General features: G+C 46.5%; 27 protein-coding genes. 20 read left to right on the forward strand and 7 right to left on the reverse strand.

The window, feature by feature from the left end:
- Positions 1–11 precede the first annotated feature (11 nt).
- From ICN42_RS11275 to ICN42_RS11330, 12 genes are all read left to right on the forward strand, one after another.
- Positions 12–1,022 carry an inorganic phosphate transporter gene (locus tag ICN42_RS11275; RefSeq protein ID WP_216254843.1) on the forward strand — a complete coding sequence of 337 codons (1,011 nt, stop codon included), beginning with the start codon at positions 12–14 and terminating at the stop codon, positions 1,020–1,022.
- A gap of 139 nt (positions 1,023–1,161) precedes the next feature.
- A complete protein-coding gene (apbC, locus tag ICN42_RS11280; protein ID WP_216862494.1) occupies positions 1,162–2,256 on the forward strand; it encodes an iron-sulfur cluster carrier protein ApbC in 1,095 nt (364 codons plus the stop codon).
- A 24-nt stretch (positions 2,257–2,280) separates the two neighbouring features.
- The gene (locus tag ICN42_RS11285) at positions 2,281–2,802 is read left to right on the forward strand and encodes a DUF3305 domain-containing protein (RefSeq protein WP_370626037.1); all 522 of its coding nucleotides are present in this window, start codon (positions 2,281–2,283) and stop codon (positions 2,800–2,802) included.
- Positions 2,802–3,377 carry a DUF3306 domain-containing protein gene (locus ICN42_RS11290; RefSeq protein ID WP_216254853.1) on the forward strand — a complete coding sequence of 192 codons (576 nt, stop codon included), beginning with the start codon at positions 2,802–2,804 and terminating at the stop codon, positions 3,375–3,377. Before ICN42_RS11285 ends, ICN42_RS11290 begins: the two co-directional genes overlap by 1 nt.
- A 10-nt stretch (positions 3,378–3,387) precedes the next feature.
- Positions 3,388–5,478 carry a 4Fe-4S binding protein gene (locus ICN42_RS11295; protein ID WP_216254856.1) on the forward strand — a complete coding sequence of 697 codons (2,091 nt, stop codon included), beginning with the start codon at positions 3,388–3,390 and terminating at the stop codon, positions 5,476–5,478.
- Positions 5,475–6,119: a molecular chaperone gene (locus ICN42_RS11300; protein WP_216254859.1), complete on the forward strand. Its 645-nt coding sequence runs from the start codon at positions 5,475–5,477 to the stop codon at positions 6,117–6,119. The genes ICN42_RS11295 and ICN42_RS11300 overlap by 4 nt, the downstream gene beginning before the upstream one ends.
- Before the next feature lie 114 nt (positions 6,120–6,233).
- On the forward strand, positions 6,234–6,455 hold the full coding sequence (locus tag ICN42_RS11305; protein ID WP_216254862.1) for a formate dehydrogenase: 222 nt from the start codon (positions 6,234–6,236) through the stop codon (positions 6,453–6,455).
- Between the two features lie 70 nt (positions 6,456–6,525).
- Positions 6,526–9,510, forward strand: coding sequence for a formate dehydrogenase subunit alpha (locus tag ICN42_RS11310; protein WP_216254865.1), 2,985 nt, complete (start codon positions 6,526–6,528; stop codon positions 9,508–9,510).
- Between the two features lie 27 nt (positions 9,511–9,537).
- Positions 9,538–10,197 (forward strand): formate dehydrogenase FDH3 subunit beta, encoded by a 660-nt coding sequence (fdh3B, locus tag ICN42_RS11315; RefSeq protein WP_216254868.1) that lies wholly within the window; start codon positions 9,538–9,540, stop codon positions 10,195–10,197.
- Complete coding sequence (locus ICN42_RS11320; RefSeq protein WP_216254872.1) at positions 10,194–10,430, forward strand: hypothetical protein; 237 nt, start codon at positions 10,194–10,196, stop codon at positions 10,428–10,430. The genes fdh3B and ICN42_RS11320 overlap by 4 nt, the downstream gene beginning before the upstream one ends.
- 47 nt (positions 10,431–10,477) lie before the next feature.
- The gene (locus tag ICN42_RS11325) at positions 10,478–11,533 is read left to right on the forward strand and encodes a formate dehydrogenase subunit gamma (RefSeq protein WP_216254875.1); all 1,056 of its coding nucleotides are present in this window, start codon (positions 10,478–10,480) and stop codon (positions 11,531–11,533) included.
- 10 nt (positions 11,534–11,543) lie between these two features.
- Positions 11,544–11,849: a hypothetical protein gene (locus ICN42_RS11330; RefSeq protein WP_216254879.1), complete on the forward strand. Its 306-nt coding sequence runs from the start codon at positions 11,544–11,546 to the stop codon at positions 11,847–11,849.
- Here the strand turns inward: ICN42_RS11330 and ICN42_RS11335 are convergent, their stop codons facing one another.
- On the reverse strand, positions 11,850–12,560 hold the full coding sequence (locus tag ICN42_RS11335) for an ATP-binding cassette domain-containing protein (RefSeq protein WP_216254882.1): 711 nt from the start codon (positions 12,558–12,560) through the stop codon (positions 11,850–11,852). It lies immediately after the preceding gene.
- Positions 12,553–13,248 carry an ABC transporter permease gene (locus tag ICN42_RS11340; RefSeq protein ID WP_216254884.1) on the reverse strand — a complete coding sequence of 232 codons (696 nt, stop codon included), beginning with the start codon at positions 13,246–13,248 and terminating at the stop codon, positions 12,553–12,555. The genes ICN42_RS11335 and ICN42_RS11340 overlap by 8 nt, the downstream gene beginning before the upstream one ends.
- Positions 13,249–13,313: 65 nt before the next feature.
- On the opposite strand from ICN42_RS11340, the gene ICN42_RS11345 reads away from it, so the two are divergent.
- From ICN42_RS11345 to cls, 3 genes are read left to right on the forward strand one after another with little or no spacing between them, the layout of a single operon-like run.
- Entirely contained in the window at positions 13,314–13,514 is a 201-nt protein-coding gene (locus ICN42_RS11345) for a hypothetical protein (RefSeq protein WP_216254887.1), read from the forward strand.
- A complete protein-coding gene (locus ICN42_RS11350) occupies positions 13,514–14,266 on the forward strand; it encodes an endonuclease/exonuclease/phosphatase family protein (RefSeq protein ID WP_216254889.1) in 753 nt (250 codons plus the stop codon). Before ICN42_RS11345 ends, ICN42_RS11350 begins: the two co-directional genes overlap by 1 nt.
- A complete protein-coding gene (cls, locus tag ICN42_RS11355) occupies positions 14,263–15,738 on the forward strand; it encodes a cardiolipin synthase (protein WP_216254893.1) in 1,476 nt (491 codons plus the stop codon). Before ICN42_RS11350 ends, cls begins: the two co-directional genes overlap by 4 nt.
- Here the strand turns inward: cls and ICN42_RS11360 are convergent.
- Both ICN42_RS11360 and ICN42_RS11365 read right to left on the reverse strand, forming a co-directional pair.
- A complete protein-coding gene (locus ICN42_RS11360) occupies positions 15,735–16,919 on the reverse strand; it encodes a CaiB/BaiF CoA-transferase family protein (RefSeq protein WP_216254897.1) in 1,185 nt (394 codons plus the stop codon). The two genes, cls and ICN42_RS11360, sit on opposite strands and share 4 nt — an antisense overlap.
- A gap of 48 nt (positions 16,920–16,967) precedes the next feature.
- On the reverse strand, positions 16,968–18,137 hold the full coding sequence (locus tag ICN42_RS11365) for an acyl-CoA dehydrogenase family protein (RefSeq protein ID WP_216254899.1): 1,170 nt from the start codon (positions 18,135–18,137) through the stop codon (positions 16,968–16,970).
- A 196-nt stretch (positions 18,138–18,333) separates the two neighbouring features.
- On the opposite strand from ICN42_RS11365, the gene ICN42_RS11370 reads away from it, so the two are divergent.
- From ICN42_RS11370 to ICN42_RS11385, 4 genes are all read left to right on the forward strand, one after another.
- Positions 18,334–18,837, forward strand: coding sequence for a YqaA family protein (locus ICN42_RS11370; protein WP_216254901.1), 504 nt, complete (start codon positions 18,334–18,336; stop codon positions 18,835–18,837).
- A 52-nt stretch (positions 18,838–18,889) separates the two neighbouring features.
- Positions 18,890–19,666 (forward strand): 3-hydroxybutyrate dehydrogenase, encoded by a 777-nt coding sequence (locus ICN42_RS11375; protein ID WP_216254906.1) that lies wholly within the window; start codon positions 18,890–18,892, stop codon positions 19,664–19,666.
- Between the two features lie 125 nt (positions 19,667–19,791).
- On the forward strand, positions 19,792–20,370 hold the full coding sequence (sodB, locus tag ICN42_RS11380) for a superoxide dismutase (RefSeq protein WP_216254908.1): 579 nt from the start codon (positions 19,792–19,794) through the stop codon (positions 20,368–20,370).
- Between the two features lie 37 nt (positions 20,371–20,407).
- Positions 20,408–21,001 carry a urate hydroxylase PuuD gene (locus tag ICN42_RS11385; RefSeq protein ID WP_216254913.1) on the forward strand — a complete coding sequence of 198 codons (594 nt, stop codon included), beginning with the start codon at positions 20,408–20,410 and terminating at the stop codon, positions 20,999–21,001.
- A gap of 91 nt (positions 21,002–21,092) precedes the next feature.
- Here ICN42_RS11385 and ICN42_RS11390 read toward each other — a convergent pair whose 3' ends face one another.
- The 3 genes from ICN42_RS11390 to ICN42_RS11400 all read right to left on the reverse strand — a co-directional run bounded on the left by ICN42_RS11390 (position 21,093) and on the right by ICN42_RS11400 (position 23,050).
- Positions 21,093–22,262, reverse strand: a complete 1,170-nt coding sequence (locus tag ICN42_RS11390) for an NAD(P)/FAD-dependent oxidoreductase (RefSeq protein WP_216254916.1) — start codon at positions 22,260–22,262, stop codon at positions 21,093–21,095.
- 72 nt (positions 22,263–22,334) lie between these two features.
- Positions 22,335–22,502: a rubredoxin gene (locus ICN42_RS11395; RefSeq protein ID WP_215385997.1), complete on the reverse strand. Its 168-nt coding sequence runs from the start codon at positions 22,500–22,502 to the stop codon at positions 22,335–22,337.
- Between the two features lie 62 nt (positions 22,503–22,564).
- The gene (locus ICN42_RS11400) at positions 22,565–23,050 is read right to left on the reverse strand and encodes a rubrerythrin family protein (protein WP_216254918.1); all 486 of its coding nucleotides are present in this window, start codon (positions 23,048–23,050) and stop codon (positions 22,565–22,567) included.
- Between the two features lie 137 nt (positions 23,051–23,187).
- Between ICN42_RS11400 and ICN42_RS11405 the strand changes: the two genes are divergently transcribed.
- Positions 23,188–24,135: a hydrogen peroxide-inducible genes activator gene (locus tag ICN42_RS11405; protein WP_216254922.1), complete on the forward strand. Its 948-nt coding sequence runs from the start codon at positions 23,188–23,190 to the stop codon at positions 24,133–24,135.
- Positions 24,136–24,148 lie beyond the last annotated feature (13 nt).

Below are 24,148 nucleotides of genomic sequence, written 5' to 3' on the forward strand. Positions count from 1 at the left end.
GGTTAGATAAGTTGGCCTCCATAGAAGTCGCATTTTGGGTAGTGGCGCTCTTAGTAGCGCTTGCGTTGGCATTCGATTTCATGAATGGATTTCATGATGCTGCCAACTCGATTGCCACCGTTGTATCTACTGGGGTTCTTAAGCCTCAGCAGGCCGTGGTATTTGCTGCCTTCTTTAACTTCTTAGCAATCTTTATTTTTCATCTTAGTGTTGCCGCTACCGTAGGTAAGGGGATCGTCCATCCTGCCGCAGTCGATTTGCACGTGATCTTTGGGGCTCTTGTTGGCGCCATTATTTGGAATGTTGTTACTTGGTATTACGGTATTCCTTCAAGCTCTTCTCATGCATTAATTGGTGGTCTTGTGGGTGCGGCCCTTCCTAAGGCTGGGGTTGACGGTTTGGTCTGGTCGGGGATTATTAAGACCGTATCTTTCATCTTTATCTCGCCTTTAGTGGGGTTCTTGCTTGGCTCCTTGATGATGTTGTTGGTGGCTTGGGTCTGTCGTAATGCCAATCTATCCAAAACAGATCGCTGGTTTAGACGCTTGCAGCTTGTTTCCGCAAGTGCCTACAGCTTGGGTCATGGTGGCAATGATGCGCAGAAGACTATCGGCATTATTTGGTTGCTATTGATCATTACTGGTTACGCTGAAGCGGGCGCGAGCATGCCGCCTACTTGGACAATTATTTCTTGCTACATCGCAATTGCGATGGGTACGATGTTTGGTGGTTGGCGAATTGTTAAAACCATGGGTCAGAAACTCACTAAGCTCAAACCCGTCGGTGGTTTCTGTGCTGAGACGGGTGGGGCAATTACTTTATTTATGGCAACTGCTCTTGGGGTTCCGGTGTCTACTACCCACACAATCACTGGGGCTATTGTTGGGGTTGGTTCAACTCAACGCGCCAGTGCAGTTCGCTGGGGTGTCGCTGGCAATATCGTTTGGGCCTGGATTTTCACCATTCCAGCGACTGCCTTGATGTCTATGGCGGTCTACTACCTTAGCCTCCTCATTTTTTAAATCGACCTTACGAGATTTGCCGATCTCGTTTTAAGCAATTTTTTGCATGTGCGGTTAATCTACCCACTATTCCATTTTTTGTAGTACTGCCCAACATAGGATGTTGGGATTCCCATGTGGGACTGTTCTTTTTTAGGAGATGTCGGTGGCGCTTACTGTAGAGGCTGTGCAAACAGCATTAAAGGGTTTAATTGACCCTAATACACAAATCGATTTTGTGTCGGCAAAGAGCGTCAAAAATCTCCGTGTAGATGGCGGAGATATTAGCTTAGATATTGTTCTGGGATATCCAGCAAAAAGCCAGTTTGAAACGGTTCGTAAATCCGTCATCGCCGTGCTCCGAGAATTACCTGAGGTTAAAAATGTCAGCGTGAACGTTAGCAGTCAAATCGTTGCGCATGCCGTTCAACGCGGAGTGAAGTTATTGCCAAGCGTAAAAAACATTATTGCGGTTGCTAGCGGTAAGGGTGGGGTTGGAAAATCCACCACTGCAGTTAATCTCGCCCTAGCTTTATCTGCAGAAGGCGCTCAAGTTGGCATCTTGGACGCGGATATTTATGGTCCAAGCCAACCGATGATGCTGGGTATTACTGGTAGACCAGAGTCCATTGAAGAAAATACGATGGAGCCAATGGAAGGTCACGGCCTTCAAGCGAGCTCGATTGGTTTCTTGATCGACGATGATGCGCCGATGGTTTGGCGTGGACCAATGGTGACGTCCGCTTTGGAGCAGTTGCTTCGTCAAACCCGCTGGCGTGATCTGGATTATCTGATTGTGGATATGCCTCCTGGTACTGGCGACATTCAATTGACGCTGGCTCAAAAAGTGCCTGTTACTGGCGCGGTTATTGTTACCACCCCTCAAGATATTGCTTTGCTGGATGCGCGCAAAGGCTTAAAGATGTTTGAGAAGGTAGGTGTACCGATAGTTGGCATTATCGAAAATATGAGTACTTATGTTTGCCCAAGCTGTGGTCATGAGGAGCATGTATTTGGTACGGGCGGTGGTCAGAAGATGTGTCAAGAATATGGCACAGACTTTTTGGGCTCATTACCTCTGAACCTCTCTATTCGTGAGCAAGCTGATGCAGGGCGCCCGACAGTAGTTGCCGATCCCGATGGTGCTATCAGCGCCATTTATAAGACGATTGCAAGACAGGTTGCTATTAAGGTGGCTAGCTTATCAAAAGATATGAGCAGTAAATTTCCTAACATCGTGGTTCAGAACACCTGAGGTCTTATGCGTTTTGCAGTGCTCATGCGCAAGCAGTTTGTCGATAACCCCTGGATTTCCTATCGGTGGGCGCCTCAGGAGGTATTACCCGATTTTGGCCAGTTCACTAGCGCTCTCAATACCGACAACAAAATTATTGGACAGTTTTTAGGTCGCGATGATGGGGGTGAGTCTTGGTTATTTACGGGTTATGAGCTGAATCTTTTTCCAGATGAGGGCGAAGGCTATTACCTCAACCTTTCCGCTACGCAACCTTGCTGGTTTGTGATGTGGCGCTTGGAAGAAGATATCGAGCGCTATATAGATGCTCAGTCTATTGATCTGGCTAAGTCCGAGGCAACGATTGCGGTGCCGCATCGTATTAGTGTCAGTTATAACGAAGCAGGGCGTTTATTGGATGGTGGTGAGTCAGTAGATAACATTCCTTTATCTTCAGAGCACGCTTCTTGGTTGCAAGAGTTTGTTAATGAGAATTACCGTCCCGAACCTAAAAAGCGCCATCGTCCAGCTTCATTTAAGGGCGCAGACCGCTCAGTGGAGGATTGATGGCAGGCGGCTTTCTGAATCGTTGGTCACGTCTCAAGTCTGGAGAGCAGTCTGAGCCTGAGAAAAAATCAGTTGACCAGATCAAGCAAGAACTAGCCTCCAAGCCCGAAGTACAGCAGTCAACTCCAGATACTTCAGAGGCACTCCCATCCGCAACTTTGGATGATGTAGAGAAGATCGATCGCTTTGCTCCTGACTTTTCAGCCTTTATGAAGCCGGATGTAGATCCTGCGGTTCAACAAGCGGCCATGAAGAAGATGTTCTCAGACCCTCACTTCAATGTGATGGACGGCCTGGATATCTATATTGATGACTACTCTAAGCCCGATCCTATTCCTATGGAAATGCTCAAGCGCATGGTGCAATCAGACATGCTCAATATTTTCCGTAAAGATAGTGGTGAGGAAGGTGGCAATGAAGAGGTCCTGAGCACACAAGCTACTGTTCAGGAGATCCCTGAACCAGTAGAGCAGGCTTTACCCCTAACTTCTCAGACTGATTTAACATCCACACAAACACCAATTCAGGATGTGGGGGATAAAGACCCATTGCCTGTGGATAAGAAAACCAGTTAAGAAGAAATCAATGAGTCAAAAATTAGTCTGTAATTGCAATGGAACCATGCCTTTGGATGGTAAGGCTTTAGGTCTCACCATGCACACCTCTTTATGCAGACAGGAGATTGGCTCAGTTATTAAAGCATTTGACGGTAGCGACTCTATCGTTATCGCCTGCACACAAGAGCGTGCTTTGTTTGGTGAGCTCGCTGAGCAATCAGAAAAGCCTTTGGTAGCGCCATTACGTTTTGTCAATATTCGAGAGGTCGCTGGCTGGACTCAAGAGGCTAAGAACTCCACTCCAAAGATTGCCGCCTTGCTCGCCTTGGCTGATATGCCCCAAGCAGAGCCTGTCCCAGTCGTCAATTATGAAAGCCAAGGGCGCTTACTCATTGTCGGTCCTGGAGATCAGGCTTTACCTTGGGCTGAAAAGCTCAGTGATTCCCTCGATGTATCAGTTCTCTGTACAGAGCCAGGCGCATTACCGATTGCAAGAAACTACCCGATTTATACGGGCGAAGTCACAAAGTTAGATGGCTATTTGGGTAATTTTTCTGTCGACTGGAATTTACAGAATCCAATTGATCCAGAGATGTGTACGCGCTGTGGAGCCTGTGTTGAGGTTTGTCCTGAAGGCGCGATTGATGATGCCTTTCAGATTGACTTGGATAAATGTAAGTCTCACCGGGCTTGCATCACAGCGTGCGCTGGTATTGGTGCGATTAACTTTGATCGAGTAGAGCGCCAGCGTAGCTCTGAGTTTGATCTAATCATGGATTTGCGCAGTGATTCAAAAATGCCTATGAGTCAAACTCCGCAGGGCTACTTCGCTCCTGGTAAAGATCCACTAGAACAAGCATTGGTAGCAAATCAATTATTAGGTTTAGTTGGTGAGTTTGAAAAGCCAAAATATTTTGCTTATACCGAAAAGATTTGCGCGCATGGCCGTAACGGCAAAGTAGGGTGTAACGCCTGCATTGATGTGTGTTCTACGGGCGCGATATCTTCCTTATTTAAAAATGGACAGGGTTCAGTCGAAGTGAATCCTAATCTGTGCATGGGTTGTGGAGCCTGCTCGACAGTGTGCCCATCGGGCGCAATGCGCTACAACTATCCAAGCGTGACCCATCAAGGTAAAGAGATTAAAACTCTCGCCAATGTCTTTGCCGCCGAGAGCGCCAAGCTAAAGCAATCACAAGCACCTGCTTTACTGCTACATACACTCAATGCGGGAACTCAAGCTCTCGATTCTTTAGGGCGTATGGCCCATCTGAGATCAAAGCAGTTTGAGGGCTTGCCATCCTTTGTGTTGCCTTACGGTATTGAGCATATTGCCTCCACTGGCTTAGATTTATGGCTTGGTGCGCTTAGCTATGGATTTGGTGAAGTCATTCTGCTACTCACGGGTGATGAGGATCCTGCTTATCGTGCCGCACTAGAAACGCAATGCGATTTAGGCAATGCGATTTTGGCGGCCTACGGATTTGATGCCAGACTCTCGCTAATACAGCTGAATTCGGTTGATGACCTGCAGCCGGCGTCTACTGCAATGGCTAAGCTTCGTCAGCGCGGTGCTTTACCAGCCCTTTGCTCTCCTGCTAGCTTTGGTCTGGGCAATCAGAAGCGTGAAACTATCGAGATGGTGTTGGAGCATTTGCAGAAGCAGGCTAAAGCAGCGCTTCCAGCAGGTGGTGTAGCTTTGCCGAAGTCCTCCTTCTTGGGCGGGCTGAATATCAACAAAGATGCTTGCACACTCTGCATGTCTTGTGTGGGTAGCTGTCCTGAAGGTGCTTTGCTGGATAACTTGGATGAACCCAAGCTTTCCTTTATTGAAAAGCAGTGCGTTCAATGTGGCATCTGCGTCAAAACTTGCCCAGAGCAAGCCCTTTCCTTAGCCCCTCGTCTGCAGACTGTGGAGGAGCGTAAGCAAAAGGTAGAGATCAATGAGACCAAGCCTTTCCATTGCATCAGCTGTGGCAAAGTTTTTGGAACGGCGAAGATGGTCGATTTAATGCTGGTGAAGTTGGGTGCGCATGGCGCCTTTGCTGGAGCCGCACTAGATAGATTGAAGATGTGCAGCGATTGTCGTGTTGTAGATATGGTGAAAAAAGAAATATGAGCGAGCAGATAAAAGAGGGCGCCTCAACTGAGGTGGGTGATGTAGGTCTGCCAGAGGATTTGGCAAGAGCTGACTTGTATGGCTTGATTGCTAGACTCTTTCATCAACCACCCGATCAAGAACTATTGGATCAAATAGTTGCCTCCATTCCGGACGGACAGGAAAATCAGGAAGATGATGCGCCATTGGCTAAGGTCTGGCGTAGCGTAGTAGAGGTTGCTAAAAATAACCCTGCCAAAGCTTGGCATGATGAATTTGATCGCAACTTCATTAGCGTAGGTCGCCCCAATATCATTCTCAATGGCTCTTTTTATATGGCTGGCCATTTAAATGAAAAGCCCTTGGTGGATATTCGTCGCGCTTTAGAGGCTTTTGGTTTGGAGTCGGCAGAAGAGGTTACTGAAACCGAAGATCATCTATCGGCTCTGTGTGAAGTCATGCGATACCTCATCGCAGGTGACGACGTGGAAATTTCAAACCTTACAAATCAAAGGGTCTTTTTCAATGACCATATTCGTTCTTGGTATGACGAATTGTGCGACGCAATAGAAGCTATTCCAGACATGCATCTCTACCATCCAGTAGCTGCTCTAACCAGAGAATTTCTTGCCATTGAAGGGCAGAGTTTTGACATGATTTAATGTTGCAATGCACAAATGGAAAACCCCTATGAAAATAAAAATTCCAAATATGCAAAAAATACAATTACCAATTACACTCGTCTCATAACAATTTGCACTAAATGGGAGCATAAGATGACTACTAAATCCGTAGCTGCAGTAAAAGAAGAAAACAAGTCTTCACGCAGAAAGTTTTTCATCGGAGCTGGAGCCACAGTTGGTGCGGTTGCCGTTGCTTCGCAGACCTCAATTGGCAAGGCAGTAATTCAAGAAATTGGTAGTACTGTTCAAGGCAAAGATGATGGTTATCAATTGTCCGCACACATTCGTAAGTATTACGAAACCACTACGCTTTAAATTCAGTATTTAGTAGTTAGTGAAGACCTTTCCAAATAATTAATAAAAAAATATTTTTCAGGGACAACATATGAGTCTGACTCGTAAATCCAATACCCCACAAAGCAGCCGTGCCACGCCTGCATCACGTCTCATTGGTAGCCTCTCACGCGGACTTCAATCCGCCGTACCAACGATGGATCGTCGTACTTTCCTCAAGCGTTCCGGGGTAGGTGTTGGTGCTGGTATTGCGGCAAGCCAATTGAGCTTGGTGCAAAAAGCGGTAGCAGAGCCAAGTAAGGCGATGCTAGACGGCAAGGGCAAGATTGAAGTCAAGAGAACGATTTGTACCCACTGTTCCGTAGGTTGCGCGACTGATGCTACTGTTGAGAATGGTGTTTGGGTTCGCCAAGACCCTGTATTCGATTCCCCAATTAATATGGGTTCTTATTGTGCCAAAGGTGCCGCTTTGCGTGAGCACGGACACGGTGACTTCCGTTTGCGTTATCCAATGAAGTTGGTTGATGGTAAATACCAACGCATTTCTTGGGATCAAGCTTTAACTGAGATTACTGCGCAGATGAAAGACATCCGCAGTAAGTATTCACCGGATGCCATGTTCTTTATTGGATCTTCAAAGCACAACAACGAGCAATCTTATTTGTTGCGTAAGTGGGTTTCTTTCTTCGGAACGAACAATACAGACCACCAAGCACGTATTTGTCACTCAACCACTGTTGCCGGTGTTGCAAACACCTGGGGCTATGGTGCGATGACCAATAGCTATAACGACATGATGAATGCCAAGGCAGCCTTGTACATCGGCTCAAATGCTGCTGAAGCGCATCCAGTGTCTATGCTTAGCTTGTTGCATGCAAAAGAAAATGGTTGCAAGGTCATCGTAGTTGACCCACGCTATACCCGTACAGCAGCCAAGTCAGATCAGTATGTTCGTATTCGTTCTGGTACCGATATTCCATTCTTGTTTGGTGTTCTGTATCACATCTTTAACAATGGCTGGGAAGATAAGAAGTACATCAATGACCGCGTATACGGCATGGATGAGATCCGCAAAGAAGTCATGGAGAAGTGGACACCTAAGAATGTAGAAGAGGCTTGCGGCGTTCCAGAAGCCCAGATGTACAAAGTCGCTGAAACTATGGCGAAGAATCGTCCAAGCACCTTAGTTTGGTGTATGGGCCAAACACAGCACACCATTGGTAATGCCATGGTTCGTGCATCTTGCATTTTGCAGTTGGCTTTGGGCAACATCGGCAAGTCCGGTGGTGGCGCGAATATTTTTCGCGGTCACGACAACGTACAAGGTGCAACTGACGTAGGTCCAAATCCAGATTCATTACCTGGCTACTATGGTCTTGCGGCTGGCTCATGGAAGCACTTCGCAACTGTGTGGGGCGTTGACTACGAATGGATTAAAGGTCGTTACGCGCCTGACATGATGGAGAAATCCGGTACTACGGTTTCTCGTTGGGTCGATGCGGTGCTTGAAAAGAATGACATGATTGATCAACAAACCAATGTAAAAGGTTTGTTCTTCTGGGGTCATGCGCCTAACTCACAAACTCGCGGCTTAGATATGAAGCGCGCGATGGATAAGTTGGATTTATTGGTAGTGGTTGATCCTTACCCAAGTGCTACGGCAGCGATGGCAGCAATGCCAGCCGCCGAAGGTAATGCGGTTAATAAGAATCGCAATGTCTACCTCTTGCCAGCAACTACTCAGTTTGAAACAACGGGTTCAGCTACTGCCTCAAACCGCTCATTACAGTGGCGCGAGAAAGTCATTGATCCATTGTTTGAATCAGTACCTGACCACGTGATCATGCAAGCGTTTGCTGACCGCCTAGGTTTCGGTGAAGAGTTATCAAAGAATTACAAGATTCTGAATTCGAAGTTTGCTGGTAAGCAATGGAGGGAGCCAGAAATTGAATCCATTTTGCGTGAAATTAATCGTTCTGTTTGGACCATTGGTTACACCGGTCAAACTCCTGAGCGTTTAAAAGCCCACATGAGAATGGTTGGCACCTTTGATCCGAAAACTTTGAAGTCACGTGGTGGTGTTGATCCAGTCACTGGATACGATACAACCGGTGATTACTATGGCTTGCCTTGGCCTTGTTACGGTACAGCCGCTATCAAACACCCAGGCTCTCCAAACCTCTATGACACTAGTAAGAGTGTCATGGAAGGTGGTGGTAACTTCCGCGCGAACTTCGGTGTTGAAAAGGATGGCAAGAATTTATTGGCTGAAGATGGTTCTTACTCTAAGGGCTCAGCGATTACTACTGGCTACCCAGAGTTTGATCACGTGTTCGTGAAAAAGCTAGGCTGGTGGAATCAGCTGACCGAGGAAGAGCAGAAGCTTGCAGAAGGTAAGAACTGGAAGACTGACTTATCTGGCGGTATTCAGCGCGTGGTAATGAAGAATGGTTGCCATCCATTTGGTAATGCAAAAGCACGCGCAGTAGTGTGGAACTTCCCGGATGCCATTCCAATTCACCGTGAAGCTCTGTACAGCACAAATGAGCCAATGATGCGCAAGTATCCAACCGCAGCTGATAAGAAGAATTTCTGGCGCTTGCCGACTCTCTATAAAACAGTTCAGGATAAGAACTTGAATGAGAAGCTCTACGAAAAGTTCCCAATCATTTTGACCTCTGGTCGCTTGGTTGAGTACGAAGGTGGAGGAGACGAAACTCGTTCCAACCCATGGTTGGCTGAGTTGCAACAAGAGAACTTTGTGGAGATCAATCCTAAGGCCGCAGAAGATCGCGGTATTAAGAATTGGGACTACGTATGGGTTAAGTCACCAACTGGCGCCAAGATTAAAGTGCGTGCATTGGTAACTCCACGTGTTGATCAAGGTACTGCATTCGTGCCATTCCACTTTGCTGGCTGGTGGCAAGGTAATGACTTGCGCAAATATTACCCAGAGGGCGCTGCCCCAGTAGTTTTAGGTGAGGCGGTAAATACTGCGACAACCTATGGCTACGATATGGTAACGATGATGCAAGAAACCAAAACCACAATGTGCCAAATCGAAAAATTTGCCTAAGTTAAAAAATAAAGTCAGGAGAACACCATGGCAAGAATGAAATTTATTTGCGATACAGAGCGATGCATTGAGTGCAACGGCTGTGTCACTGCTTGTAAAAACGAAAATGAAGTTCCTTGGGGTATTACTCGTCGCCGTGTTGTTACGGTGAATGACGGCGTAATTGGCCAAGAGAAATCTGTCTCAGTTGCTTGCATGCATTGTTCGGATGCGCCTTGTATGGCCGTCTGTCCAGTGGATTGCTTCTACCGTACCGATGAAGGTGTGGTTTTGCATGACAAAGATATTTGTATCGGTTGTGGCTACTGCTCATTTGCCTGCCCATTTGGAGCGCCTCAGTTCTTGAGCAAGGGGGCTTTTGGTTCCCGTAGCAAAATGGATAAGTGCACATTCTGTAGTGGTGGCCCTGAAGCCAACGGAAGCGTTGCCGAGTTTGAAAAATATGGACGTAACCGCTTGGCAGAAGGCAAGTTGCCTTTATGCGCTGAGATGTGTTCAACCAAAGCTTTGATTGGTGGAGATAGTGAAGTGATTTCTACTATTTACGCTAAACGAGTTTCAATTCGTGAGGCTAACGGCAGATATCCAAGTAACGATATTTTTGGTTGGTCTACTGCTTATGGTCCTTCTGGATCTCCTGCACCTACGCCAACACCTGCTGACAAAATTCCAGGAGCAAAGTCATGAAATTAAATTTCAAAACTCTCGGTTTATGTTTAGCGGCTGGTGCTTTATTAGCTGCTTGCTCGGAGCCTCCTGAAATTGCGGCGAAAGCTGCAAAGCGTCCTGATGTCGCTCCTTACATGGGTGCTGACAATGGATTCATGACCAAAGGCTGGACTCCAGGCGATCAAGCAAGTTGGACGGAGGCGATTAACAAGCGCAATCAGAAGCAATCTGAGTATTCACGCGCTAAGTGATCAGTTAAACAACAATAAATAAAACGAAAACGTTTAAGGATATTTGTATGAATCGATCATTTTCAAGTGTTAGTCGCTCCTGGATATTGGCTCTGGGCGTATCACTGAGCTTATTAAGTGGTGTTAGCTTGGCGGAACGCGCGCCAATGCAGCCATTGCCAAGTCCAAGCGGAATTGATTTTCCTAAGAATCTCAATACCATTCCTAACGGAACTCAAGCTCAATCGCAGCCGGCAAATACAGCGCCTAAAGAAGGTGCAATTTGGGATACGGCCAATAGCGACCCTTATAACTACGTCAGCATTCCAGACAAAGAGGCGAGTGTTTTAATTCAGCGCTCTGGTCAGCAATGGCGCTTGATCCGTAATGGCGTGATTACTGTCTATGGTGGCTGGCTATTGGCTATTGCATTCTTTGGTGTGATTGCAATGTACATGTTTAAAGGCCCAATCAAGTTGCATGCTCCTTTATCCGGTATTAAGATCAAACGCTTCAATGGCTTTGATCGCCTCACTCATTGGACTATGGCATTTAGCTTTATTGCCCTTGCATTTACTGGTCTATTAATTTTGTACGGAAAATACTTTGCGATGCCTTTAATGGGTGGCGCAGCTTATGGATCATTCTTGATGGTTTGTAAGAATATTCATAACTTTGTTGGCCCCTTATTTACTTTAAGTATTGTGATTTTCTTCTTCCTCTTTGTTCGCAAGAATATTTTTGGAGAAGGCGATATGGCTTGGTTAATGTCCTTTGGTGGAATTTTCTCTGGTAAGCATGTGCCAGCTGGTTTCTTTAACTTTGGTGAGAAATTCTGGTTCTGGTTTGGCATGGTATTCCTAGGTTTGATTATTTCTGCCTCAGGATTTGTGCTGGATATGATCGTGCCATTCATGGATGTCCAATACTTGCGTGGCACTATGCAATTAGCCAATATTATTCATAGCTCTGCTGCTATTTTGATGACAACGATGGCAATGGGTCACATCTATATTGGTACGATTGGTATGCAAGGCTCGATCGATGGTATGAAGGATGGCTATGTTGATGCAACCTGGGCTAAAGAACACCATGAAATTTGGTACAACAAGATTAATAAATAAGGACAAAGCCATGAAAAAAATCATCGCTTTCACACTCTGTTCATTTGCAACTGCCGCTGCATTTGCCACACTGCCTCCGCTATCGCCTGAGGCACAAGAAGCTGCAACCTTAGCAAAAGCAAAGGCTGCTTATGGCGATAAAGTTGGTGCATATCAACTGTGCCAAGCTCAAAATAAAGTGGCTGATCGCTTTAAGCTTGCTGGTACTGCAGCGCCGGCAGCCTGTGTAGCTCCGCCACCGTTTGTTGCACCAGTGGCTGCTGCGGCTGTGCCGCCACCAGCTACAGCTCCGGCACCAGCACCGGCGGCAAAGTAGTTAGTTCGCGAGCAACTCTTGATGTAGGTAGCGTTTAGCTGCTTGTGTTTGAGGATCGGCAAAGAAAGGACCTACGGGTCCTTTTTCTTTTATCTGCCCTTGATCAATGAAGATGATATATTCAGCCAATCTTTGTACTTGTGCAAGTTGATGTGAGGTAAAAAGCACATTACTGCCACTCATCTGAAACTGACGAATCAATTCTTCAACCTGCTCAGTAGCGTTAGGATCTAAATTTGCGGTGGGTTCATCAAGCAAAACCAAATTTGGTTTTTGCAAAATGGCCCTTCCTAAACACAGTTTTTGCCTCTCGCCTGCTGAGAGCTTATGAGCAGGACTTCTGGCAAGATGACTCAAGCCAACTTGCTTTAATACTGTCTCAATGTCTGCTGAGTCAATTGAGGAGTCTGAGTCCTGGACCATGGCAAGATTCGTTCTCGCTGAAGCCTTGATCATGGGGGTATGGTGCAAAACTAGGGATGAGCGGATATCTTCCGCTGAATAGTTCACCGTTCCAGAGTCAGGCTGAATTAAGCCATCAAGCAGTTTAAGTAGCGTCGTTTTGCCTGCGCCATTGGGGCCAATGCAGGCGCAAATGCGATCAGTTGGAATCAAAGCGTGGGGAATATCCAAAATGATTCGGCCATCGCTTTTAACGATCACATTCTTCAGCTCTATGAATTGATTAAATTCTTCAGGTAACTTAGCCATAGCGACGCTCCGCGATTTGGCGAACTGCAAAGGTAAATAGATTTGCTAGCAGCACAATTGCTAGTAGAACGATACCTAAGGCCAAGGCTAAAGGCAGGTCTCCCTTGCTGGTTTCTAGGGCAATTGCTGTAGTCATTGTGCGGGTGGAGTGATCAATGTTGCCGCCAACAATCATGACGGCACCTACCTCGGATATCGCTCTGGCTAGTCCCGCTAGGATGGCAATAGTGAGGGAAAAGCGGCAGTCCCAAATAAGCCATTTGAGCGCTGAAATTCTAGGCAAACGTAGCGCTAAAAAGGAATCTCGATGAATTCTCCAGGAATCTTCCAGGATTTGGCGACTTAGGGCGGCAATTAAGGGGGTTGTCAGCAGTGTTTGAGCCAGGATCATGCCCTTGGGTGTAAAAAGCCATCCCCACACGCCTAAAGGCCCTGTACGGGAGAGTAAAAGGTAGACCACCACGCCAACGATGACTGTCGGAACCCCCATTAAGGTGTTTAAGGTGACTGTAATTGGCTTTTTGCCTCTAAATTCCTCTGTGGCCAGAAGGGCGCCAATAGGAAGGCCAAGCAAAGTGCCCAGTAGCAAAGCGCTCAAGCTGACTTGAAGTGAGACCAGTACGATGCCAATAACCCCTGCATCTAAATGCACCAGCAGTCCAAAGGCATCCTGAAAGGTCGTAAACATGGGCTTGATTCTAGCAAGGGGGTGGCAAAATAGCATAAATGCAAACAATTCCCCTTTTTTAACTCATGGCCGAAGTCATTTGCCTCTGCAATGAGGTTCTCGATGTAGATCTTCGTGAATATCTCGACGGGCATCCGATCGACTCGATAGAGGAGTTGCGAGAGCAGGCCTCTATTTGTAACAAGTGCATGCAGTGCCAAGACTTAGTTGAAGGTGAAATCTATTTAGCGCGCGTACGACGCCAACGCGCTGCGGGACAGTTTTAATGACGCAAATGCAGTTAGGCCGCTTTAGTGTCATCACCATGAATGTGCACAAGGGCTTATCTCCCTTGCACAGAAGATCCACTATTTACGAACTACGCCAAAAAATGCGTAGTCACCATCCAGATCTACTCTTCTTGCAAGAGCTTCAACAAGAGCACCGAGGGCGGATCAGGCGATTTGGTCAATGGCCGCTGACAGAGCTGACCCATTTTTTATCCGAAGACTTTTGGCATGATTGGCATTACGGTAAAAACGTCGAGTATCCAGATGGCCATCATGGCAATGCAATTCTTTCTAAAAGACCATTGCATAAAGGTGAAAACTACGACATCTCTGCTTATCGATTTGAGAGGCGTGGTTTACTCCACAGTGTTACTCAATTAGAGGGTGTGGCAACACCGATTCATTGTTTTTGCGTTCACTTGGCTTTATTTGAAAGAGGGAGAGAGCGTCAATTAGAAGAAATTATTCATTACATTGACTCTCTTGCGGGCGGCGGCCCAACCATTGTGGCGGGCGACTTTAATGATTGGCGCAATCGCGTGAGCGCACCCATGCAAGCGGCGGGATTCAATGAAGTTTTTGAGGTTCTCACTGGCGCGCCTGCAAAAACCTTTCCAAGCGTGAAGCCGATGCTTCCAATGGATCGAATTTATGTGCGGGGCTTAAAAATTCATTCTGCAGAAGTGTTGTATGAATGGCTGAAATTATCTGATCACCTAGGCATTACTGCGGAACTGGAAATCTTATGAGTATTTTAAATTATCTATTGGGGTCTATTTTTGGTTTCTCATTAATTTGGGTTCCAATTGTTCATGCTGTCATTGTGATTCTGTTTGGATTCCGCTTGATTTCCGTCAGGAGGCCCGTAGGCGTCGTACTCGCTTGGTTTTTGATTGTGATTCTGCTTCCATTAGTCGGAATCGGTTTATATATTTTGATTGGTGAGCGTCCTGTGGGTCGCAAGCTAACTCGAAAAATTATTCGTATGGATAAGGAGTATGCGGATATCACCGCAAGTATGCGGCAGCGCTATCAGTCTGATAAGCAGTTACTTCCGGTTGAGGGCAGAGCCTTAAGCCTATTAGCGGAGTCGAAGAATGGCTCCCCCGTAATCGCAGGTAATCAGATTGAGTTATTCACCAGCTCCTTGTCAATCTTGCAGTATTTTATTGATGAGATTAATCAAGCAAAGAACACGCTGCATTTAGAGTTTTATATTTGGGCTCTAGGTGGTGATGCCGATCGGGTGGGCGAGGCCTTGATAGCGGCTGCAAAACGTGGGGTAGTTTGCAAGGTGCTGCTAGATTCTTTGGGCAGTAAAGATTGGTTTAAATCAAGCTGGCCCGCACGCTTCAGAAATGCTGGCATTCAGGTGACTGAGGCGTTGCCAATTCAGATTGGCCGCTTCCAATTTCGCCGCGCTGATCTCAGACTACATCGCAAAATATTTGTGATTGATAACACCATCGTTTGGACTGGCAGTATGAATATGGTGGATCCTCGCACCTTCAAGCAGGACTCAGGCGTGGGCGAGTGGGTGGATGCGATGGTTAGAATTCAAGGTCCGGTCGCATCTCAGTTTGAGCTGACATTCTCATTTGACTGGAGTGTAGACAATCCCAAGATTGGGCACTTTAGTGAGGTGGCTCCAGCACCAGCGGCAACTGAAGGGCAGGTATTGGCCCAGGAGTTTTCTTCGGGGCCTGTGTACCGTGACGATATTTTGTACCAAGTGCTGCTCTCAGCCATCATGGATGCGCGTGAGGAGCTAACAATCACTACACCTTATTTTGGTCCGGATGATGGGTTGATTCAGGCACTGATGGCGGCGGCTGGTCGCGGTGTGAAAGTAACCTTAATCGTTCCTAAATTAAATGATTCCACACTAGTTGCCTGGAGTAGTCGTAGTTTTTATGCCGACCTCATGAGCGCTGGTATCAATATCGCTGAATTTCATGGTGGCCTGTTGCACACGAAGAGCTTATTAATAGATAAGCGTATAGCGATTTTTGGCTCGGTGAATTTTGATCAACGTAGCTTGCGCCTCAATTTTGAAATCAGCTTGATCGTATACAACGATGAGTTTTGCGCCAAACTCGAGACCTTAATTGAGTCCTACTTGGCTCAATCCGATATGGTGGATCCAGCGAGATGGGCTAAGCGACCGCGCTGGCATGTTCTCTTAGAGAACGCTGCTCACTTAGCATCACCTTTGCTTTAAATCGCCCCTTGCGCGCGCATTGCCTCAATCTCGCTTGCTGTAATACCCAGCTCGGCTAAGATCGAATTGGTATGCTGACCTACTGATGGGATTGCGTCCATACGGTAGTCGAAGCTGTTATTGCTGCCAGGAGGCAGCATGGCTGGAACAGGCCCTACAGGCGATTCCACTTGCACCCAACGTTCTCTTGCTTTGAGTTGGTCGTGATTCCATAAACCCTGCATATCATTTAGGCGGGCATTAGCGATTTGAGCTTGATCGAGTTTTGCGATTACTTGCTCGGTTGTCAGTTTGCTAAAACAAGTATCAATAATGGAGAGTAGTTCCTCTCGCCTTTCATTGCGTTTGAAGTTTTTATCAAAACGTTCATCTTTTGCAAGGGCTTGATTCTCAAGGACTACCTCGCAAAATAAAACCCACTCACGATCGTTCTGTAGCCCCAGCATGACAGTGCCGCCATCACCCGCCTTAAATGGTCCATAGGGATAAATCGTGGCATGAGATGCGCTATTGCGAGGGGGAGGGGTGGCGCCTTCATAGGCGTAGTAAAGGGGGTAGCTCATCCATTCACCTAGGGATTCGAGCATAGAAACGTCGATCGTAGATCCTTTGCCAGTCTTGCCTCTTTGTAGAAGCGCGGCGAGAACATTGGTATAGGCATACATACCCGCAGCAATATCAGCGATCGAGTTACCCGCTTTGCTCGGAGTTTCTGGGGTGCCAGTAACAGACAAAAACCCTGCCTCACTTTGAATCAGTAAGTCATAGGCCTTTTTATCGCGGTAAGGCCCATTATTTCCATAGCCTGAGATATCGCACAAAATTAAGCCTGGATTGTCTTTCTGCAATAGTTCTGCAGTTAGCCCCATGCGTGCCGCCGCACCGGGAGCCAAGTTTTGCACCAGCACATCCGCAGTTTTTAGAAGTGCCTTCAATGCGGTTAATGCGGATTCCTGTTTAAGATCTAAGGTCAAACTTTCTTTGGAGCGATTCACCCAGGTGAAATGCGATGACATGCCATTGACGCGTTCATCATAGGCGCGGGCAAAGTCACCAGCACCAGGTCGCTCTATCTTAATAACGCGTGCGCCCAAATCAGCTAATTGGCGTGTACAAAAAGGAGCCGCAATGGCATGCTCCAGAGAAATAACGGTGATGCCATCTAAGGGGCGAATGCTCATGTAATTACTTGTCCAAGAAAAGCTGAATAAATGAAAGGGTCTGAAGTATTAGAAAGAGCGGGGTAGACCTAGAACATGCTCGGCCATATAGGAGTAGATCAAGTTGGTTGAAATTGGTGCCACCTGGTAGAGGCGGGTTTCTCGGAACTTACGCTCGACATCATATTCATTGGCAAAACCAAAGCCACCATGAGTTTGTAAACATACGTTAGCCGCTTCCCAAGAGGCTTTAGCAGCAAGGTACTTAGCCATATTGGATTCAGCGCCGCAGGGTTGATTAGCATCAAAAAGCTCGCAGGCTTTAAAGCGCATCAGGTTAGCCGCTTCGGTCTCAATATAAGAATCTGCAATCGGAAACTGAATACCTTGGTTCTTACCAATCGGACGATCAAATACAACCCGCTCATTGGCATAGCGACGCGCCTTATCCACAAACCAGTAGGCATCACCGATACACTCAGCAGCAATTAGAGTGCGCTCAGCATTAAGACCATCGAGAATATATTTAAATCCTTTGCCTTCTTCACCAATCAAATTCTCAGCAGGGATCTCTAAGTTATCAAAGAACACTTCATTAGTTTCGTGATTGACCATATTAGCAATCGGCTGGATAGCCATGCCCTTACCAATTGCCTCTTTGAGATCAACGATAAAAATCGACATGCCTTCCGATTTTTTAGTGACTTCCGCTAAGGGAGTAGTTCTTGCCAGCAAAATCATGAGGTCTGAATGTTGGATGCGTGAGATCCATACTTTCTGACCATTCACGACATACTTATCGCCCTTTTTAACTGCAGTGGTTTTAAGTTTGGTGGTATCGGTGCCAGTGCTTGGCTCAGTCACTGCCATAGTCTGTAAGCGCAGCTCACCAGTGGCGATCTTTGGTAAATAAAGCTTCTTTTGCACATCGGAGCCATGACGCAATAAAGTACCCATGTTGTACATCTGACCATGACAAGAGCCGGCATTCCCGCCGGAAAAGTTAATTTCTTCCATGATGACGGAGGCTTCGGCAAGGCCTAAGCCTGAACCGCCATATTCTTCAGGGATTAATGCCGCCAACCAGCCAGCTTGAGCCATGGCATCAACAAATGCTTCTGGGTAAGCTCTTTCGTGATCTACCTTTTGCCAATATGCGGAGTCAAAACTACCGCAAAGGTCGCGTAAGGCTTCACGCATGTCTTGATATTGATCCGGCTTCGGAATGGGATGATTCATAAGGGTATTTACAATTCAAAAAGGTGAATAAATGGGTGAATATCTGAATACCTCTAGTTTAAGCAAGAATTCGGAATTGCGGGAGAGTCAAAACGCATACCAAGTATCGCGCTCAAAATTAGCCTGAACACCTCTTGGGGCATACTTGAGGGATGATTCAGTCTTTAATTGCTAGTCCCCCTGGAGTCTTTGCGTAATGGAGCAAATGCTGAGTCAGCTATTCGACTTCGTGGGGATGCCATCAGTGGGTTTGCCGGCGGTATTTATTAGCGCCTTTGTCTCTGCAACTTTGTTACCCATAGGTTCCGAGCCCATACTCTTTGGCTACACCACTTTAAATCCTAATTTATATTGGATTGCTATTTTTGTAGCTACTGTTGGCAATACTTTGGGGGGCATGTTTGATTGGTGGCTTGGGCTACTTAGTCGCAATAGCTTTGAATCCCTCAAGGGACCCTCTAATAGCAGAATGCAGCGCTGGCTAGAAGAGCGGGGCCCTAAGATGCTTCTGTTTTCTTGGTTGCCTGGCTTTGGCGATCCCCTGTGTTTGGCTGCAGGGTGGCTCAGGCTGCCTTGGGCGCCTTGCCTGGTTTATATGTTTATCGGTAAGCTACTGCGCTATCTCACGATGACTTGGCTCCTAACCCTGGTACCCACTAGCGTTTGGCACCAATTGGGACACTGGCTTCATCTAATTTAAATTCTTCCGTTGTATCCTATATTTTTCTTGTCAAAATCTCGAGAGGACAATCATGTCTAATTTAAAAGGTAAAACAGCTCTTGTCACTGGCTCAACTAGCGGTATTGGTTTGGCAATGGCTATCGGATTAGCAAAGCAGGGTGCCAATATTATGGTGAATGGCTTTGGTGAAAAAGATGCCGCCATTGCGGCAATTAAAGCATGCGGTGTTGAGGTGGATTATCACGGCGCCGATATGAGCAAGCCTGCGGAAATTGAGGATCTCATTCTTCAAACTGAAAAGCGCTTTGGCTCACTAGATATATTAGTGAACAACGCGGGCATTCAGTACACGGCTAATGTTGAAGATTTTCCAGTTGACAAATGGGAATCGATCATTGCTATTAACTTAAGCTCAGCCTTCTACACATCCCACTATGCCTTGCCTGGAATGAAGAAACGTAATTGGGGCCGCATTATTAATATCGCCTCAGTACATGGTTTGGTGGGTTCTACACAAAAATCGGCTTATGTAGCTGCTAAGCATGGCATCGTTGGCTTAACCAAAGTAACCGCTCTTGAGAATGCCAAAACCGGAATTACTTGTAATGCGATTTGCCCGGGATGGGTTCTTACACCCTTAGTTCAAAAGCAAGTGGATGCGCGTGCGGAGCGCGACGGGATATCGAATGAAGAGGCCAAAATAGCCTTGGTTTCTGAAAAGCAGCCTTCAGGCGAATTCGTGGCTCCAGAGCAATTGGCGGCATTGGCGATTTTCCTCTGCGGTCCCGATGCTTCTGAGGTACGGGGAGTGGCTTGGAACATGGATGGTGGCTGGACAGCCCAGTAATCTGATGGGGGGTGACTTAGTCGAATCCCCAATTTTCATGCTCAAACAAAATCGCCATAATCGTCTATAGTTAGGGCGAATAAGCTGCTTGGCTACCTATTAATACGTCTTACAAGGAAAAAATGATGGAACACACATTACCTCAGCTGCCTTACCCATTGGATGCGCTTTCACCATTCATCTCAAAAGAAACCCTCGAGTTTCACTATGGCAAACACCATCAAACTTACGTTACCAATTTAAATAATTTGATTAAAGGTACCGAGTTTGAAAATCTCTCCTTAGAAGACATTGTTAAAAAATCTGCTGGCGGTGTTTTCAATAACGCAGCTCAAGTATGGAACCATACTTTTTACTGGAATAGCATGAAGCCAAATGGTGGCGGCGCTCCAGCTGGTCCCTTGGCAGATGCTATCAACGCTAAGTGGGGCTCTTTTGATAAGTTCAAGGAAGAGTTCGCGAAGTGCGCAGTAGGTACCTTTGGATCTGGTTGGGCTTGGTTGGTTAAAAAGGCGGATGGATCCCTAGAGTTAGTTTCCACAAGCAATGCCGCTACACCGTTAACTACGGATGCTAAGCCATTGATGACTTGTGATGTTTGGGAACATGCCTATTACATTGATACTCGTAATGCTCGTCCAAAATACTTAGAAAATTTCTGGAATGTAGTTAATTGGGATTTTGCTAGCAAGAATTTTGCTTAATCCCTGTAGATATATTCATTTTTATTAGAAAGTTTTTATGTCATCTATATTTACCTCATTAGGGCGCACAGTTTTAGCTGGTTTTGTGCTTCTCGTTTTAATTGTTTTGGCATTGGGTGCAAACCTGAGCTCTATTGAATTGCCATTCTTGTTCCGCTGGACTCACGTGATGGTTGGCGTGATGTGGATTGGTTTGCTTTGGTACTTTAATTTTGTGCAAATTCCTTCCATGCCAAAAATTCCAGATGAGCAAAAGCCTGCTATTGGAAAAGTGATTGCTCCAACAGCATTGTTTTGGTTCCGTTGGGCGGCCTTGTTTACTGTTGTTAGCGGTTTAATCTTGGCTGTGTTAAATGGTTATGCACATCAAGCATTTACCTTGCAGGCGCCATTTCGCGCAATCGGTTTAGGTATGTGGATTGCTTTGGTAATGGCTTTCAACGTTTGGTTCATCATTTGGCCAAACCAAAAACGTGCCCTAGGTATCGTTGCTGTTGAGCCAGATGTTAAAGCTAAGTCTGCACGCATTGCAATGTTGACTTCACGTTTCAACACTATGCTCTCTATTCCAATGTTGTTTTTGATGGTTGCTCAATCACATAACTCAACCTGGTTTGTCATCGTTTCATAAACAAACCGCTGTAGAGCATTAAAAAAGGCCCGCAATCGCGGGCCTTTTTTAATCCAATAAAAACTATTGGGGTGATGGGTAAATAACTACCTTATTGCAGTATTGGCGGCAGTTCTTTGGTGAGGGCACCACGTTGCGCTGTCGCAGATCCAAGCAAGGCAAAGCCAAGCAATTTTCCATCGCTTGACTCAAAGCGTGCCTCAAGGCCGCCTTCCACGGGAATTAATTTCCATTCACCAGTCGCGCCTTTAGCTGGCGGCGAAACGATCGTTGGCAATGCAGGAGTCTTCACCATCACTGGCATAGCAGGGTAGGTGAGGGAGGTTAGCTGTCCGAGTAGATTCGGCGCTAACGCCCGCGCTGCCTGCATGATAGGCATTACATAAGGCAGCACTAGCCCATCCACTTCGGCGCAGTCGCCAATAGCAAATACATTTTTTGCGCTAGTCTCTAATTGGCGATTGACGGTAATGCCCAGATCCGTTGCAATTCCCGCGTTCTTGGCTAAATCAAGGCGAGGCCTTAAGCCTACTGCGGATAAAAATACATCGCTAGTAATGGTCGATCCGTTGGCGAGTGTGATTGCGAGGGAGTCACCATTGCGATCTATTGATTGCACAGTAGTAGCGAAGTGCCAGCGTACACCGGCCTCGCTTAACTTGGCTTGTAGTGCTTGCGCCGCTGCCTCGGGAAGTAATCGTCCTAATGCTTGCGGCGCCAGATCAATGACATCCACTTCGTAGGATCCCATAACCAGATCATTTGCAAACTCGCAGCCAATCAGGCCGGCGCCTAGAATGGCGATGCGTTTTTTGCCCTCTATCGTTTTGCGAAATTGAGCATATTCTTCCAGATCATTTACGGTGATGACTTCATTCGCTGCATTGCCTTGTAAAGGCAGGCGGATTTGATCTGCGCCTAAGCCTAATACTAACTTTCCATAAGCAATACTTCCTTTGGAGGTTTCAATGGTCTGTGAAGTGGTATCAATAGACGATACCTCTACATCACCCAGAATCGTCATCTCAAGTTGGGCTGCCGTACCTTCAGCATTTGTGGAAACCAATTGCTCTGCAGACTTGTTGCTAGCTAATGCAGTAGAGAGCATTGGCTTTGAGTAAAAGTAGCCTGGCTCACGTGTCACTAGCGTAATCGGCACAGTTTTATCAAGTTTGCGAAGCTCACGAATAACAGTAAAGCCTGCTAAACCGCTACCAATAATCACGATGCCCGACTGAGATAAATCTTTTTGATGATCCAAGAATATGTTCCCTAATATTTCGCTAAATTGCGTTTAGTTGATGTGTTTCAGAGTCTGAATGGTGTTAACTAATTAAGATACTTGTACCATTTCAAAATCAGATTTTGCTACACCACAGTCTGGACACTCCCAATCTTCGGGGATGTCAGCCCAAGCGGTTCCTGCGGGAATGCCGTCTTCTGGCAAGCCTTTTGCTTCGTCATAGATAAAGCCACACACAATACATTGCCAAGATTTCATGATATTTCCTTAAAGATAATTCGATTAGTTTAAATTTAATTCCGCTTTATTTCTGAACCTGCTCAGGCTGCCGCAAATTCTTTGGCCTTTTCTAGCGCCTTCTTGTAGTGGTTGGCATGACGTTCCTCTACATTGGCTAAGGCTGCAAAGCGTTTTGCTGCTTTCGTTAACATCGCCTGAAATTGCTCGGCATGCTCTTTTGACTCAGCAATTTGTCCATCAATCTCTGCTACTGCTGCTGCATTGCCTTCATCAACCGCTGTTTTACGGAAACTTGGGTACATTTCGGTGTACTCATAGGTTTCACCTTCAATCGCAATTTCTAAGGCGCGAGCTGGGGTAATGGTATTGGCTGGATAGAGCAAATCAAGATGACCAAAAGCATGCATCACCTCTTGATCTGCAGTTGCCTCAAAGATTTCAGCGGTTTCTATATCGCCGGCAGCACGAGCTAATTTCGCAAAATAGCGATATTTAATATGCGCCATGGATTCACCTGCAAATGCGGACTCCAAGTTTTGGATGGTTTTAATTTCTGGGCGGGCCATTTTCATTCCTTTATATGTATTGGTCAGTGATGTTTGAACACCATGGAATGAATTCTGAACCTCAAAAGTTGATCAGTCCAATAAATAATAATGATATTATTTATCTAATAAATTGATTATAGGGACTTTTGCAAACCATGGCTGCTCTACCTTCACTACGTCAGCTTCGCTATTTTGTAGCAATTGCCCAAGAGCTGAATTTCACCCGGGCTGCAGAAGTTTGTTTTGTTGGTCAATCCACCTTGAGCGCAGGTTTGAAGGAGCTTGAGGATGGCCTGGGTGTCCGCTTGGTAGAGCGTGACCGCCAAAATGTGGCCATTACCCCGATTGGACTAGAGATTCTTGAGCGGGCTAAGACGATCCTGGCCTCGTCTCAGGATTTGGTTGAATATGCGGATGCGGCTGGCAAGCCAATGGCAGGAACTATTCGACTTGGTGTGATTCCAACGATTGCGCCATTCTTATTGCCAAATGTGATGCCGGACATTCGGACCCGTTTTCCTAGCTTGAAAATTGCTCTACGCGAGGATCTGACGGCCAATCTCTTAACTAGGTTGGCTGAGCATCAATTGGATTTCATACTGATTGCATTGCCATATGAGACGTCAGGATTATTGGTTAAAGAGTTATTCGATGATGAGTTCTGGTTGGTTGCCAGGGAAGATGATCCAGCCCTCAAGGGGAAGGAGATTCATCTACCTGCAAAAATGGCTGAGAGATTATTGCTTTTAGAAGAAGGGCATTGCTTGCGTGAGCACACGCTGCAAGCCTGTAAGCGCTCGGATATTCGTAATGCAGATGGCATGGAAGCCACTAGTTTGCTAACGCTTCTGCAGATGGTGGATTCGGGAATGGGAATTGCATTGCTCCCAGAGATGGCGGTTAGCGGTGGCTTATTAAATGGCACTAGCCTGGAGGCTCGCCCACTCGCACCGCCCGCTCCTAAGAGGGTAATTGCCTTGGTAGCGCGGGCATCTACCGCTCACTTGGAGGAGTTTCAGGCATTTTCTGATTGCATTCAAGAGCGCTTTAAGAGGGGTGCGAAGAGTAGTCGTGGTGCAGTGAAGGGGTTGCGCAAAGATTAAGTGGGGCTCAGCA

The organism is Polynucleobacter sp. 71A-WALBACH (assembly GCF_018882365.1).
Lineage (GTDB): Bacteria > Pseudomonadota > Gammaproteobacteria > Burkholderiales > Burkholderiaceae > Polynucleobacter.